The following is a 15,922-nucleotide window of genomic DNA, read 5'->3' on the forward strand; positions in this document are numbered from 1 at the left end:
ATGACAGATGAAAGGAATAAATTAGAAAATATAATAAGGCAAAAAATTCGTGCCGACAAATTAATGTTACTCAATGACAACTCACTGATTAGCATCCCTCCCAATTTTGTCTGTTGCCTCATCGTTTTTAAAGAACTCTATGCCCAAATGAACCACATCTATCCTTTGATGTGGTTTGTATGCGCTTTATTAACCTTTATTGTGCATGGCAGCGCCTACCTCATTAATCGAATTCATGCGTTACCTTCACAAGGATATTTAAAATTTTTGATTATAATCGCTGCCGTCTATGGAACACTCTGGGGAATATCCGGTTCACTACTCATGCCTGATGACAACCAACAATCTCAAATGCTGATCATGATTATTGCCTTAGGGGTTTCTGCTGGGGGTCTGCTTACTTTTCAGCCTAATTTGACTGCAAGTTTTTTATTTTTAATATTTATGATTACACCAATAAATTTCTGGCTATTCATCCAGCATAGCTCAATCTATTGGTCGCTTGGAATGGCTTTGGCCATCTATTTATTTTTCATTATCATGGTATCGTGGAGAGGTAATCAACTTTTAAATAGCAACCTTAATTTAAGGTATGAAAATCTGGATTTAATCAATAGACTCATAAGCAACAATGCCATTTTACAAGAAAGTGAATCTCGATTTCGTTCTGCATTTAATTTTGCTGCAATAGGTATGGCGTTAGTTTCTCTGGAAGGAAGGTGGTTAAAAGTCAATCAATCAATGTGCCAAATTGTGGGATACACTGAAGAAGAATTACTAAAGATTGACTTTCAGACTATCACCCATCCAGAAGATCTGGATCTCGATTTAAATTATGCCCATCAATTGTTAGATGGTGAAATCAGTTCCTACAACCTGGAAAAACGCTACATCAAAAAAGACGGTACGATCATTTGGATATTACTCAGCGGCTCCTTAATACGAAATGCGGAGAACAAGCCACTCTATTTTATCGCGCAGGTTCAAAACATCGATGCCCAAAAAAAAGCGGAACAAGAGCTAAAATACATCGCATATCACGATGTATTAACAGGATTAGCTAATAGAAAACAGTTGGAATCATCCTTTCATCAGGCGATGTCTTTTGCAAAACGGCATCAAAATCAACTGGCAATTCTGTTCATGGATCTGGATAATTTTAAAGGAATCAATGATACCCTGGGGCATGATGTTGGAGATCTCTTGCTAATAGAAATAGGATCTCGATTAAAAAAAATCATACGTGAAACGGATATTCTTATCCGACAAGGTGGAGATGAATTTATAATCACGCTCACTGAGATTTCTGATAATAATCAAATTGACACCGTTGCCAAGAAAATTTTAACCGAGATATGTAAGCCAATAAAAATAAAAAAACATCGGTTTGTCATTACCGTCAGTATTGGTATCAGCATTTACCCAAGGGATGGCCAAGAATTGAGCACACTTATCAAACAAGCCGATAAAGCACTCTATCGGGTAAAATCAGAAGGTAGAAATAACTATCAATACATCTAACAAACTGGCTCAACACATACGATAACCAAGAGCCTATTCACAGAGATATCCACAGAAAATGTGGATAAGTAATCCTTCTAAAAGGCACAATAAGCCACGAATAATCCTTACATGGTGTAGGCTTTTCGAAAAAATTGATTTTAAATTCAGTAGAACAATCAGAGAGTATTGAAAAATATCCACAGGAAGAAAGGGATGGACGTAGTAATCGCGAAACCGATATTAGCAATAAAAAAAATAAAAAAACAGTCTTGACGAGCATTATTTTTCATTTTTCAAAAATTAAAAATTCTTTACCGGGTAAACATTGAGAAATGCTGTGTTCATTCAATCAGGACAACTCAATGATCTGAGCCTTGCCATTTTTATCCTTCAAATAAGCCAGTAAAATTTTGTAAGCATCATAAGTAGAGCGTGATTGGGTTTCAGAATTAAAACACGTTCTCCATTGAGTTAAGGAAGCTTCATGCGCCACAGCCCCGAGATGTCGCCAGAGATGAAACACATTAAACTGGGTTATTTTGTTTATGGGGCAATGCTCCTTTATCGCTATAGCTCCTTTATAAGGCCATACCGCTCCCTGATACTCCTTTAATGATTCTAATAAGCGCATGTTATAGTCTTTAACATCCTCTTCCTCTATGCACGCTCCATTGCAACGTTTAAGCTGATAAGAAAAACAAGGGATCCCCTGCTCTACTCCACACAGCTGCGGACACAAATCATGATTTTTTATTAACTTCAGCAGGGTGCGTCTGGCTGCGGCAACGCTACGAAATGCGCCATAAATTCCATGCTGCAGCATTTCCCCCTCCTCCTCGATCTGCTCACGCGCAATAGAAAGGGTTAAATATCCTCGAGATTCACTTAATTTAAATCCTACCAAAGTCTTTTTTCGTCTGAGCATGCGATTATAGAGCGGCATGTGTTTTTTAATCAGCTCCGACTCCAGCAATAAAGCGCTCAACTCACCTGCCGTAGGAATAAATTCTATACGCACTACTTGTTGACATAATGCAAATTCCTTTGCGTGAGTATAATCACCCGAAAAATGAGATAGCACCCTCTGTTTCAAATGAATACTTTTTCCTATGTATAAAGGTAGCGTATTTTTTTCCCCATAAAAAATATAGACACCCGGGCTGTCTGGTAGTTGCGTGATATCGGTAGTTAATTTGGATGGAATACTGGACGTTTGATAAATCGTTTTAGCAGCAGCCAGTACCATTGGCCAGGAGTGTCGCTCCGCCATCGTTTGAATCACATCATGCAAAGCCGCAACATCCGCTTCTGCTCGATGATGCTGTGCTAATGAGACATTTAAAGATTGGGCAATATACGCCAGATTATAAGAATTCTGATGAGGATATAGTTGTTTTAACAGTTTTATGGAACACAATACCGAAGCCTGATAAGTAATTCCTACTCGCTTGAATGCATTTTTAATAAAACCATAATCAAAACGAGCATTATGCGCCACAAAAATACAGCCCTGTAACTCATCCAACAACTCACTCGCAATTTCATCAAAGGACGGGGCATTGTCTACCATTTCAATGGTAATCCCGGTTAAGCGAGTGATGACCTCTGAAATTGTACGTGTGGGTTTAATTAAACGATGCCAGGTCCTGACGACACCCCGCTCTGTCACAATTCGTACCGCTATTTCTGTAATTTCGTCTCGAGTAACGTGTAATCCAGTGGTTTCTATATCAACAAGCGCCCATTGAAAAGAATGCGTCATAAAATCTCATCTCATTTAATAAATGAATAGCCTGCGAAAGCTCAATCCAACAGCTAGTGTAACAAGATGAGCGCATTTGTGCACGCATTGCCCAGAGTGTTCCCCTCCTTGGTGACTACCAATTTAACTGATTTCGCAAGCACAAGATCCAAGGTCACCATGAAATTCAACCAGAAAATCCATGCTGAGTGGGATCGACTCACCATGGATTTACCATATGTGTTTTGGAAATTAAGGGGCTATTTGAAAAAAATAGTCGGCATCTTAAACATTTTTATTTCGCTGATAAAAATCCCAATCTGTGTCACTTTGAAAAGAAGCAATTTTCTGCAATGACAGTTGATCGTCCCAAAGCCTGAAGGTTTCATAATAACTTTTTTGGCATGTATCTCGTTGACTCAGAACCAATGTACCCGGCTTCAAATCATTACTCGCAACAACGTTACCAAATGTTGCTCCTTCAATGCCCATTATCGCTGGCTTGTCACCTTTCCAAACAGGAATTCGAGTAGGATAAAAATAGTCTGTAAGTTCATCGTATAAATAGATGTAATAATTGCCTGTTTTTGCATTCGTTCTAAGTTTGATGCCATTAGTGCAGCCATAATATTCATATGGAATAGTTTTTTCGTCTATTGCATAAAGATAAGCAATAAGCTCTCCGCCATTCTTCTGGTGTATTCTTGCTTTAAATGGTGAATTTAAAATCTGCTTTTTCATTTGAGCAATTACCGTATAATGTTCCGCATCAGGACTTACAGTTCCATCCAGGCACGTAGTAGGAGAAGAAACCTCTGCTGAGCGAATAATAATCTGAGTTTTTGCTTTATCACTAAATCCAACGTTGACTTTAAAATCATTATCCTCATCGACCAGCGCATAAGGCAATGATGAGTTAGCATCCAATAGTTCAGTGTAAGCTTTTTTAGAATATTCATTAAGTTGGGTGCTTAGAGGGTAGATTTTAAATTTCACATGAAATGTAGGACATTTACCATCACTTGAATACACTACCTTTTTTAATAGGATGCTATGTTTTTGCAAAATAGGGAAAACGGGATGATTCACTACCTTAGGATCCTCATCGTGCAATTCTTTTAATAAAACAGATGATTGTAATATTTTAAGCTGCAAAATCCTGTCTTGATATTTACTCAGCAAACAATGCTCTATATTCAGCGAAAAAGCGCAATAATCTCGCTCTTTTAACCACATTTTTTGCTTATTAACAAAATCAGCAGGCTGTTTACTCTCCAGATGATAATATAGTTTTGAAAGGTGCCGATCGGCATCAGCCAGTTTTTCTGAATGACAGATGGCATGTTCTGTTTTGGTTCTGGCTTTATTGCAATTGAAACTTGTCACATAGATTTGGGACTTAGTGCCCGAAGGATTCGCTTTTAAAGATTCAGCCAAACAGTTTGATGCATGCATCAAATTGAACAAAACTAAAAAGCTAAGAAAAAAACGCTGCTTTAACATATTATATTCCTTGACTATGAACTTGATTTTATTAGTCAGAGTGTGTTCTGACGATTCCATTTTCTATGTAATATTGGTTGTGCATTAATCTAAAAATCATGCTCAGAGCGAACATTCGAAACTTCTTGGTTCGCCATACCAACCAACATTAATTTTTAAGTTATCTTTTACATCTAACAGAGCAAACCTAAAAATGAATTGAGCTTTTCAGGTTCAAATACACTTAAGGGTAATCGATAACTTATTGAGCAAACCAATAGGAGAGTGTTTAAAATTCAAATAAAAACTGGGGCATACTCCATGTGTACAAAAACTAAATTCATATAAAGAGAGATCGCGCTGATGAATGACTTTTAGAATTGGATTGATCCATTTTTTATAACGAGGGATTAAAGACTCTGCAGTTGAATGTGCAGTATTTAAAGTGCAAGCCGATAAAAAGAAAATGCTTAGAATTCTTATTTTAATTTCCATAATGTGTACCAGTTCCATCGGAGGTTAGTTCTTTTAAAACAGGCGAAGAATATCAAAATATTAAAAAAAATCAAAGAAAAAACATACAATGTAAGGAACTATCAATATAAAAATAGCTCCCTACCCATGGGAAATACTCTGAACGGAAGAACATTGAGGAAGAGATAAGAGAGAATCACTTTTAAATTTCGAAACGACTGTTAATCGCTCAAAGAATTATCTCCCACAGTCATTAGGCTATCGAAAATACTTTTACTCCCTCGCCCAGCACACAAGTTGCCTCAACAGCTTTCATTTTTTCAATATTGGTAACAGGATCGAGGAACCGATTAATGACCTTGAGTACATTATTATTATCCAGCATATACACGTAGGCCTGATTCACAGGACCCAACCCTGGTGCCTGTCGAATTTCATGAGTATAGGTCATACCACGGGAGGCCAGCATGCCTTTTTTACTGATAATCACATTATCAGGTGTATAACTGGAAGAAAATTCAGGGGGAATTTCAGGTACAGAAGTTTTACAAAGATCCCAGTCAACTACATAGCGTATACCCAAACCATTATGCACTGCATCCACAATGTGTTCATAACTTGCAAGCGGTGCAGCTTGCGCTTTAAGCGCAATAAACATACAGAGCGCAATTGATTTTTTCATTTTCAACCTCCTTTGTTTTGAATTTTATTCAGGCAAATCAGACTATAAACAACATGGATGTCTGATATTATTGTTGCGTGTTCAAATCCAGCAACTCATTAATAAAAGCCATATGGCCCTCTTCATTGACAATATCCCAGGCTCGTTGATAGGCAGGACTCAAGGAGTTGTCCAACATCGTTTTAATACTTTCTTCAAATTCATTATCACGATTCAACTCATGGTATACGTATTTTTGTATAGCCAACAAGTGTAAATGTGCTTTCACTGCGTTACTTTCAGATTCGTATTTAATCAATAATTTTGAAGTATCTAAACGGTCTGGAATATCCTTGTAAATGTATCGATGCAGTAATTCATGATAGATCACCATATTTAAATAACTGCCAGACAATGGCTTGTCATTCCCAGATTTTAAAAAATTACGAATTTTAATCAAAAGCGGATAGCTCATTCCAGTAAAACGAGTATCACACAAAATAAAATTTACGGACAACTCCTTTCGGGAAAACGGGATATTAAATAATTGAGTAGTGGCAGTTAACAAGTGTTCACCGTCCTGCTCCCAGGCTATTGTAATCTTGGGCAACAAAGAATCCAACTCGTCAATCATTGCGGGTGAAATGGGCTTACTCTCGGTATTGCTGCACACTCCCATATCAAACAGTACACCGTACTCAAAAAACAAAATCGGGATGTTCGGAGAGTGAGCTGCCAATAGAGAAGTTCCTGAAATAACCAGCAACAAACATCCTGTGAGAAGTTTTATTTTTTTGTACATGAATGACCATCCTGTGCCAATGAACTCTGCCAGTCCTTAATTCAGGCAAGAAAAGCAAAGCAACTGTCTTTTATGACTGGGAGCCAATGTATCTTAAATCAAAAGAAATTACCAACAAAGCTATGCCCTCACTAATCCATGTTGCTGATATTAATTGGTGTCATTTTAAAGCTGAACTCATTTATTGTTGCCTGCGTGGGGATACTCTCTCTCAAACCCATAACTCAAGAAAAATCAAAGACTTCTCTCATCAAAGATGATTAGCATTGAATTATTTATTTTTACATATTACGATGCTCACCAAAAAAAAATACAGGGATTTTCATGCTTAAATTAAAGGAATGGGTTTATTGTTTATTTCTTTTCGCCTCACCTTCTTTATACGCCTTAACCACACTCATTGTTACAGAAACCACTGATTCTAATCCGGGAGGCTTCGGAGCAGTTGGGGAACTGAGGTATTGGCTGAATACAATGAATCAAAATTTAAATACGATGCCTGATGATTATGCCATTATTTTTGATCATCCGATGACGATACAACTCAATGGAATTCTGCCGATTATTAACAACTCATCAAATCCTGTAAAAATTACAATTGGTAATTCTGACCCGGCGTCTATAGTCACAATAGATGGTAACAACGGTGCTTACAGCGGATTTTTCATTCCGATGGGAATTGTTACGATCCAAAATATGATCTTTCAGAACCTGACTGCAAAAGGAGGCGATGGTGGAAGCGGGATTTCTGGCGGTGGCGGCGGCATGGGTGCCGGAGGAGCTATTTACGCACCTCAAACTTTTTTAAATGGTTCCAATCCTGCAATCACCTTAGTGAATGTATTGATACGCAATTGTTCTGCAGTTGGCGGAAATGGTGGAAACTATTTCAGCCTAATGTCTACGGGTAATGAAGGTGGCGGTGGCGGCGGTGGCTTTAGTGGAAATGGTGGTTCTATAACAACCACAGGAAGCACCGGTGGCGCTGGAGGTGGAGGGTTTGGGGGTAACGGAGGTGACGTCACTCTCTCAACCAGCGATCCATCAGGTGGCGGCGGCGCTGGCGGCGGCGGCATAGGATCTCGTGCCACTTTAGGTATTCTGACAAACCTCGGAAATGGAGGATCGGATCAGAGCCCGGGTCTGGATGGGAACGGTTATGGTCTCAATGTTCTCGCTGGTTCCGGAGGAGGAGGTAACGCCGGAGGAGCAAATGCCGGCGGCGGTGGTGGAGGCAGCGGCATGCCCTCAGGGGGCGGCGGAGGGGGGAGCGCAGGGATGAATGGACAGCAACCTCAAGGAACAATTCCTCCGTTACGCAGACAAACTGTAGAACCTTCCGGGGGTAGTGGAGGAGATGGTGCGGGAAGCGGCGGTGGTGGAGTCGTTACCTTGGGGCCCATAACTAATGACTTTGATGGGCGCGCCGGAACTGGTGGTTATGGCGGTGGCGGTGGCGGTGCTGCTGGCATTGGGGCGTACGATGTCGGGTATACGCTGCAAGGCGGTACGGGAGGTATTGGCGGTGGCGGCGGCGGCGGCGGAGTTAATCAATCAAGTACGACATCTTCGGAAGGAGGCAACTCTCTTGGCGGTGGCGGAGGTGGTGGCGGTGGCCCCTCCAATGGTCTCACAGCTATAGGTGGAGTGGATACAGGACATCTGGGAGGTGGAGCCGGAGGATATGGTGCCAATTCCGTTGGAATGGGCTTCGGTGGCGGAGGAGGCGGCGGAGGCAGCGGTCTCGGTGCTGCTGTCTTTGTGGACAGCAGTTTGAATTTCACGGTACAAGCACAATCGGGGACTCCAACCACCTTCGATACTCCAAGCAACTCAGTACAAGCGGGAATTCATGGCACAGGAGGACCAGGAGGTTCTGATGGCTTCGATGGCTCCGCCTTGGGGAACAGTATTTTTCTAAGAACAGGATCTTCTCTCACGTTCATGGCCCAAGATACCCAGGATCTCTTGACAATCGGAGCTCAGGTTGCATTCACAGATGATACTGTTTTTGGCACCGGTGGAACCAATGTTTTAATAAGAGGAAAGGGAACTGTTGTTTACAACGGAACATCAGATTATCAAGGAACGGTAAAAGTCGATAATGCGAATTTCAAAGTCAATGGTCAGATCAATCAGGCACCCGTTTTTGTCTGTAGAAACAGTAGCGTCAGTACACAAAGAGGCAAGCTTAGCGGCAGTGGAACACTGACTGGAAATGTCTTTGCCAACTCGGGAACAATTTCTCCAGACACAGGCGCAACGCTCAGCCTCGGGAGCTTATCTCTAAATTCAACATCTGGAGGCGGCATAGGAAGCCTTGTTCATATCGAAATCAACTCCAATGGCACCTCTTTGGTTGCCGTTAATGGACCGGCAACGCTGGCAGGTACTTTAGAAATCAATCTGGACTCAAACGCACAGCCAGGCCAATACACTGTGCTCACCTCATCAGGAATCACAGGTACCTTTGATACCGTCACCGTCACAGGTAATTCCTCCGGATTTGCAGGTCAAACCCCACTTTATACCCTCTCCTATCTGCCTGTCGGAGCACCAACGTATGTGCAATTTAATTTCTTAGGCTATCCCCTTCCTCCTTCATCTGTTGATATTCCGGCTACAGTAAATGGCTCGCCAATACTAAATCCTGCTGTTGTTTGTTGTGGCAGACCTGTTATTCTAGGACCATTACCAGTACCCGGAGCAGGCCCTACCACTTATTCCATTATCAATCAGACGGGTAATGTCACATGTCACATTGGACAAACCACATCTCAAACGTATCTGAAGATGAATGGTAAAAACGGTTCCTGCACCATCATAGGCACCAAAGATGGTATCGTTTCTAATCCTTTAAAGGTAATAGCCCCATGAATAAACTTTTGATGATAGCGAAGGGGGTTATGCTCGCAACGGTCATGATTGATATGACTTATGCAAATAATCTGACATCCACTGGCTCGTTGTTAAACAATTGGAATGGATTTTATGCAGGTGTGAATGAAGGATTTGTTTTTAGCGACGTTCAATTAAGATCACAGCAATTGGGTTTTTCTAACCCGGATGGAACCTGTAATACCAATGAAGGATTTACGACCTACTCTCCTGGGTTACAATTGGGGTTTATGCACCAATTCACTAACACTCTTGTATCCGGTTTGGAAGCCAATCTCATCTTTAACACAAGAAAAAATAATACACTAGACTGTAACTGCCCAAATAACCCTGAGGTTTCTGATCGATTCGTCTTAAAGAATCAGATACAACCTTCTATCAAGGCTCGATTAGGACAAATACTGAATTGGAATCAAAACCAGTTTCTTCCCTACTTAACAGCTGGAGCCAGCTTTGCAAAGCTACACTTGACCTACACTAATGAAGGAAATGATTATTATTCACAAAAAAAGAACACCACTGGTTCGCTTATCGGAGCAGGTATCGAGTGGTACATGATGAAAAAATGGACGCTACGCGCAGAATATAATTACGTACATTATGGAAACTCTATCAACCTGAAAATACCCAGTGTTTATGGCTTGATAGATACTGAAGGTACTTCTCGTATTAATCTCAATACCAATAACATCGTGATCGCTATTAGTTATTGGATTTGATTTAGAACAGACACTCGGAGCGTCCAAGAAAAAAAGGGTACGTAATACCCTTTTCTTTTTAGGGTGAATCGTGATTAGTTACAGAAGCAGAAAAAACAGAGTTTCTTCTGTAACTATTAATGATTAATAAGATTTGCTACTGCTTATGCAAAGTGAACTCATGTCCTTGTAACCAATTATTTATTTCTTTAATAGTTTCATAAATAACACTTACAACTTGCAGATAAAGTGGCTCCAATAAATCATGTTGCCCAGACTTCCAATAACGTTCAAAATATTGGCAAGCCATCTTCATTTTCATTGCGCCGACATAAACTGCGCCACCCTTTATTTTGTGAGCTAGTTGTTGCGTTTTATCCCAATCCAATTCCTCATGAGCTTCATTCATAAGCTTAAAATCATTGGGTAATGAATTTTGAATCATAAATCCCAGAGTCTCATACAAGATAGATTGACTACCTGTTATTTTAACTCCATCCTCAAGATCTAAGAGAGGAAATTGAGATAGATCAAACATAAGCCCATGCTCTTCCGGGAGTTCAAGTGATCCATTAATTTGTTTCGGATTTTGAAGTTCCTGACGTTTACCCGGAATAAAGGCATCTAAAATATCAGAGCAACTCATAATAGATAAAGGTTTCGATAACACAGCATTCATACCCGCATCAATGCATCTCTTTTTATTTTCATCCCCTGCATGAGCAGTAAGTGCAATAATAGGGGTATGCGTGGTTCTGACACTCTCTTGAACCCGGATGAGATGAGTGACTTCATAACCATCCAAATCAGGTAAGCCAATATCCATAAAAATTAAATCATAGGATTTTTGTTTCCAGAAATTAATTGCACTCTTTCCTGTTTCAGCAATGTCTGCTTCACAGTTTAATTTCTCTACTATTGATTTTGCCACTGTTTGAGCAATAAGATTATCCTCAACAATCAGAACACGATGTTTTTGAGTATTAATTTCAATTGGGCTTGGCCTCACTTCTTTAGCAAATGTTGTTTCGTAACACTTGTCAGTAGTATTTTCCCATTCCCCATCTATTCCTAACTCATCATCAAGAAGTGGCTCCTGAAGAGGAAGAATACAAGTAAAACGTGAGCCTTTTCTTATTTCACTTTCAACATAAATTTCCCCACCAACATCATCTATAAATTGTTTAACAACAGAAAGTCCAAGACCAGCACCTTTATAAATTCCTTGATATGATGGCGTAAGACGTTTAAATTGCAAATAGATATCTTGTTGCTTTTCCTTCGGGATGCCGATTCCCGAATCTTCCACAATAAGCTTTAAAATAATGCCCCTTTCTTCACGCTTAGCAAGTTGTACTGATAAAGTAACATATCCAAAATCAGTAAAATTTAAAGCATTGGTTATAAGTTCCAATACAATACGATGAATTCTTACTTTATCTCCTATTAAAAAAGGAGGGATTGTTTCATCAAAATTTATGATTAAATCTAAATTCTTTTGCGCTGCTTTAGCTCGATTTAACTCAATAAGATCATACACCGTTTTTTTTATATTGAATTTTTTCTTCATCTTTGGAATTTCCCCCGAGCTTACTCGTACGGCTTCTAATACTTCATCCAGGAAGTCAAGCAGGGCATGACTTGAAGCAACCAAATTCTCAGCATATTCTTTAAATTGTGGTTTATCCGACTCCATCTTAAGAATCTCAGCAAATCCTATAATACCCGTTAAAGGAGTTCGAATATCATGGCGCATGTTTTCAAGAAACTCCGTCTTCGCATGACTTGCCTCTTCTGCTTTTTTTCGTGCTGCAATTAAGTCCTGCTCTAAATTCTTTTGCTCCGTAATATCCATTGATGTTCCGATAATGCCAACAATTTCTTTCTTATCATTGCACAAAGGGCTTTTTATCGTAATTTCAGTGATAAGACGTCCATCCGCTAATCTGGCAATTTCTTCTGTCTTATGAGTTTTATTTTCATTCATCACTTTTAGATCAAAAATACGCCAATCTGAAGCGAACTCTTTCCAACATAGATCAAAATCTGTTTTGCCAATAATTTGCTCGGGGCGATCAAATCCAGCCATATTAGCAACAAATTGGTTACATCCAAGATATCGTCCTTCAGTATCTTTCCAATAGATAGCACCTGGCAATGTATTAATAATCGTGTTGATATAGGCTTTTAAGGCTTCATTGGTTCTATCAATGACAGTCAATATCACGACACAAGAAGGAAAGGTGTAAGCCACTGATACCATGTATTCGCAGGTATGGTTATTGTCGCTTAATTCTTGTTGAATAAATAAAGCTGATTCTGCCTGTTCCAGCAATGTCAAAACACTTTTTTTATCGAGATTTAAATAAGAAATTGCTGTAGTAAATGATTTCTTACTAAAGTAAGGAAGTTTTGAAAAATAACTTTGCCTCGTTTTCAATATTATATTCTCAATCACATATTTTTGATTAAGAAAAAAAACAATGGTTTCAGATTCTTGTGGAGATAGCTCAAAAAACGAACCTTCTTTTATGCTTTGAGTCTCTTGATTTATGGAGGTTTTATTTCTCATTCAATCTGCTCCGAGGATAGTTCATTTTCCGAAGAGGTCTTAAGCAATTGTTCAATATGCGTTGCTACTTTTTCCATAGTATTGTATTGATGAAATTTATGATAGGTCAGATGCAGATGGAAAGTTTCGTTTATAGTAGCTAAAAAATAATACATAGATAATGAAGAAACACCATGCGTCCAAAACTCCTCAGTAACTAAAGCATTATCACCTGTTATATTAAACCAAATATGCTTGAGCTGTGATAAAATTGCCCCACTCTCTTCTTCGGGATGGTAAGAAGATGGGAGTACTAATTGTTTTCTATCCAATTTTCCATTAATAGTTTGCGGCCATTGTTCAACCCAAATATAAATGGAGGGATTAACCCAAGACATGACGTGCTTTTTGACATTCAATTTTATATGATCAAAACAAAATTTTTGTAACCATGGACTAAATGGTTCTCTACAATAAGCATGAAACGAATCAAACTTTTCTTTCTCAACTGGACGAATTAAAACTTGTTTATCGGTGATAGGCACTAAAAGCATTTGTAAATGGCTTTGAGGGGCATTGGATTGATATTGAATGAATATCTCAAACTTATCAAATTGACCATTAATTAACAATAATGCCTGTTTTTTCTTTGTCTCGTCTAATGAATGCGTGGTTGTTTTTATTAATCGATCTAGATAGTGATTTTCGATTAGAGACAATTTACTGCAAAGAGAAGAAAAATAGTCATAGGGTATATTATGGATTTTGATTGGTTTTGTGATTTGATTTGTAAGTTCGCTCAACATCATTTCGTGATGTAGTTCATTATATGCCAAAACATGACAATCAACCTGCTTCACCTCTTTTTCTATATGAATAATCACATCATAGCGAAAATAATTCAGTTCATTCAGATGGTGTCCGTGTTTTACGCTGATATCTACCCAACTTATTCGTTTGAAATGCTGTTTTAATGCATAAAAAAACAAGGGGGATAATACAATTTCACTATCGCGTGATTTATAAAATAGACTCGAAGGACAAACCTCGGCACCTTGCTGATGATGACAAGCATGCTTTATAGCCAGATATAACTCTAATAATTCGAGCGAACGTACATCACCAATCAGAATAGTTCCACCAGCCCTTGTTGCTTTAACCAATTGTTTCATTGTATCCAAAAGTGATTTAATGCTAGGTAAATACTGGATCACCGAATTAACAACAATACAACTGTATTGATTTACCCCATGAATATTAACTATAGATTCCAATTTAAAATTAATTTTATGCTGATACACTTTAGGAACAATAGACTGCACATAATCTATTGCTTTTTGTGAAATTTCCACCAATGTCACATTTTGAGCATTTGGCAAGTAGTCCAAAAGCAGAAATCCAGTGCCACAACCCACTTCAAGTACGTGTTCAAGATTGGATTTATGGATGTATTGACGAATGTTATTATAAGACTCGGATAATTCTTCAGCTTGAAAAGTAGTACCAGTAAATGAACTCTGCCAGCCACACGTATTTATAGTGTCATATTCAAACTCTTTAGCATGAACATATGCTTCATCATATATCTTACCCATATATTCAGATGAGTCTTCACTGATAATATGCGTACCATGTGAAAATAGAAGCGCCTCATCAATTTCTATATAAGCCGCCAAGGTTTTATAATAATCATTATGTTCATGAATTTTTATAACAGCTTTTTTTACAAAAACTTCTTGCTCAATTGTAGCTTCTATTTCTCCTGCTTCAATTCGAATACCACCGAATTTTAACTGGTTGTCTCTTCTTCCTACATAACAGAACATACTGTTGTTTGTAGGCGCTACCAAATCACCTGTTTTGTAATAGCGAATATTATCTTGTTCATCAACGATAAATTTTGCTCGGGTAAGTTCTTCAGCATTTAAATAACCTCGGGCGACTCCGAAACCACCGATACATAATTCAGATTTAGAGGTACCTTCTTCGTCAATAAGCTTAAGATAGGTGTTAGCTATAGGCTCTCCAAGTGGAACTGAATCGGAGTTTAAAGAGTTTTTCACATGGTATATCATCGACCACATACTCGTTTCAGTTGGACCATATACATTCCAAACATTTCCCTTTTCATACTGCAGCTTTAGAGCAAGATTGGTTTTAAACTGCTCCCCGCCAACTAATATCCGCATTAATCCATTATTTACCCAACCATTTTTTAACAAAATTTCCCAGGTTAATGGCGTTGCTTGCATTAAACTGATATCAAAATCTCTTAAATAACGTTTTATTTTTTTTCCATCGGCTACAACACCATGTTCAGTAAGAACAATAGAAGCACCAAGAGTTAACGGCATGAGTAATTCAATTAAGGAAATATCAAATGTGTAATCTGTCAAAGCAAGAAACAAATCGCTGTTCGAAAAATTAAGTATTTCAGTTAATGAAATAAATAAATTCATCATTGATTGATGTTCAATTAAAACACCTTTTGGTGTTCCAGTTGAACCGGAGGTATACATAACATAGGCAAGATCATGATCTTCATAGGTCATACAACAAGCGTCCTCATCACAAGAAGGAAGTGTCGCAGGATCTATTTGATGTACCCCTTCAGGTACCATAAATGCAGTCTGAATATCACAAAATAAGATCTTGGCTTTGGTTTCTTTTAAAATATACTCGATGCGAGAGCATGGGGAAGATGGACTTATTGGTAAAAAAGCACATCCTGATTTTAAGATACCTAACATGGTAATAATAATATTTGGTGTTCTTTCCAATACCAAAGGAATAATGGTTTCTTTAGGAAGGTCAAATTGTGCTATTAAATGAGCAATTTTATTCGACATTCTATTTATGGTTTCATAGCTATAGATAGCATTGTCGTAATATAGGGCGGGTTTATTAGCATACTGGTTTACAGCATGAGAAAAGTGATTAATGAAATGGTATGACATTATTCCTTCCATGGTTTATTTAATTGCATGTTGTTAATTATATCATCTTTTTTTAATTTTTTTTGTATCTTTCATGCAGATGGTAAATGAAAAATTGCTATGCCTAACTTTACAGCAAGCGAATAACCCTACTCGCTAATAACCTCCTCATAAAA

Annotated in this window: 9 protein-coding genes and 1 pseudogene; 3 read left to right on the top strand and 7 right to left on the bottom strand. The window is 38.5% G+C overall.

What is annotated here, in order from left to right; genetic code table 11:
• The gene (locus G543_RS0104860; protein WP_028383541.1) at positions 1 to 1,521 is read left to right on the top strand and encodes a GGDEF domain-containing protein; all 1,521 of its coding nucleotides are present in this window, start codon (positions 1 to 3) and stop codon (positions 1,519 to 1,521) included.
• Positions 1,522 to 1,852: 331 nt separating this feature from the next.
• On the opposite strand, the gene G543_RS0104870 is transcribed toward G543_RS0104860, so the two are convergent.
• The 5 genes and pseudogenes from G543_RS0104870 to G543_RS0104890 form a co-directional block, all read right to left on the bottom strand.
• Positions 1,853 to 3,265: a 3'-5' exonuclease family protein gene (locus G543_RS0104870; protein ID WP_028383542.1), complete on the bottom strand. Its 1,413-nt coding sequence runs from the start codon at positions 3,263 to 3,265 to the stop codon at positions 1,853 to 1,855.
• A pseudogene (locus G543_RS19540) lies at positions 3,234 to 3,359 on the bottom strand (DUF4113 domain-containing protein); the annotation flags it as partial. The gene G543_RS0104870 and the pseudogene G543_RS19540, both read right to left, overlap by 32 nt.
• Before the next feature lie 170 nt (positions 3,360 to 3,529).
• A complete protein-coding gene (locus G543_RS18325) occupies positions 3,530 to 4,747 on the bottom strand; it encodes a lysozyme inhibitor LprI family protein (protein WP_028383543.1) in 1,218 nt (405 codons plus the stop codon).
• Positions 4,748 to 5,453: 706 nt separating this feature from the next.
• The gene (locus G543_RS0104885; RefSeq protein WP_028383545.1) at positions 5,454 to 5,882 is read right to left on the bottom strand and encodes a hypothetical protein; all 429 of its coding nucleotides are present in this window, start codon (positions 5,880 to 5,882) and stop codon (positions 5,454 to 5,456) included.
• Between the two features lie 67 nt (positions 5,883 to 5,949).
• On the bottom strand, positions 5,950 to 6,663 hold the full coding sequence (locus G543_RS0104890) for a hypothetical protein (protein ID WP_028383546.1): 714 nt from the start codon (positions 6,661 to 6,663) through the stop codon (positions 5,950 to 5,952).
• A gap of 324 nt (positions 6,664 to 6,987) precedes the next feature.
• Between G543_RS0104890 and G543_RS19400 the strand changes: the two genes are divergently transcribed.
• Positions 6,988 to 9,540 carry a hypothetical protein gene (locus G543_RS19400; protein ID WP_051190582.1) on the top strand — a complete coding sequence of 851 codons (2,553 nt, stop codon included), beginning with the start codon at positions 6,988 to 6,990 and terminating at the stop codon, positions 9,538 to 9,540.
• Positions 9,537 to 10,280, top strand: coding sequence for an outer membrane protein (locus G543_RS0104905; protein ID WP_028383547.1), 744 nt, complete (start codon positions 9,537 to 9,539; stop codon positions 10,278 to 10,280). The genes G543_RS19400 and G543_RS0104905 overlap by 4 nt, the downstream gene beginning before the upstream one ends.
• Before the next feature lie 136 nt (positions 10,281 to 10,416).
• Here the strand turns inward: G543_RS0104905 and G543_RS0104910 are convergent, their stop codons facing one another.
• Together G543_RS0104910 and G543_RS0104915 are read right to left on the bottom strand one after the other, a co-directional pair.
• Positions 10,417 to 12,831: a response regulator gene (locus tag G543_RS0104910; protein WP_238584702.1), complete on the bottom strand. Its 2,415-nt coding sequence runs from the start codon at positions 12,829 to 12,831 to the stop codon at positions 10,417 to 10,419.
• A complete protein-coding gene (locus G543_RS0104915; protein ID WP_028383549.1) occupies positions 12,828 to 15,767 on the bottom strand; it encodes an amino acid adenylation domain-containing protein in 2,940 nt (979 codons plus the stop codon). Before G543_RS0104915 ends, G543_RS0104910 begins: the two co-directional genes overlap by 4 nt.
• Positions 15,768 to 15,922: the final 155 nt, after the last annotated feature.

The organism is Legionella moravica DSM 19234 (assembly GCF_000423305.1).
GTDB classification, from domain to species: domain Bacteria; phylum Pseudomonadota; class Gammaproteobacteria; order Legionellales; family Legionellaceae; genus Legionella; species Legionella moravica.

Coding starts and splice junctions, on each gene's coding strand:
- G543_RS0104915 (WP_028383549.1), bottom strand. CDS start 15,767: ATGTCATACCATTTCATTAATCACTTTTCTCATGCTGTAAACCAGTAT.
- G543_RS0104870 (WP_028383542.1), bottom strand. CDS start 3,265: ATGACGCATTCTTTTCAATGGGCGCTTGTTGATATAGAAACCACTGGA.
- G543_RS18325 (WP_028383543.1), bottom strand. CDS start 4,747: ATGTTAAAGCAGCGTTTTTTTCTTAGCTTTTTAGTTTTGTTCAATTTG.
- G543_RS0104885 (WP_028383545.1), bottom strand. CDS start 5,882: ATGAAAAAATCAATTGCGCTCTGTATGTTTATTGCGCTTAAAGCGCAA.
- G543_RS0104910 (WP_238584702.1), bottom strand. CDS start 12,831: ATGAGAAATAAAACCTCCATAAATCAAGAGACTCAAAGCATAAAAGAA.
- G543_RS19400 (WP_051190582.1), top strand. CDS start 6,988: ATGCTTAAATTAAAGGAATGGGTTTATTGTTTATTTCTTTTCGCCTCA.
- G543_RS0104860 (WP_028383541.1), top strand. CDS start 1: ATGACAGATGAAAGGAATAAATTAGAAAATATAATAAGGCAAAAAATT.
- G543_RS0104905 (WP_028383547.1), top strand. CDS start 9,537: ATGAATAAACTTTTGATGATAGCGAAGGGGGTTATGCTCGCAACGGTC.
- G543_RS0104890 (WP_028383546.1), bottom strand. CDS start 6,663: ATGTACAAAAAAATAAAACTTCTCACAGGATGTTTGTTGCTGGTTATT.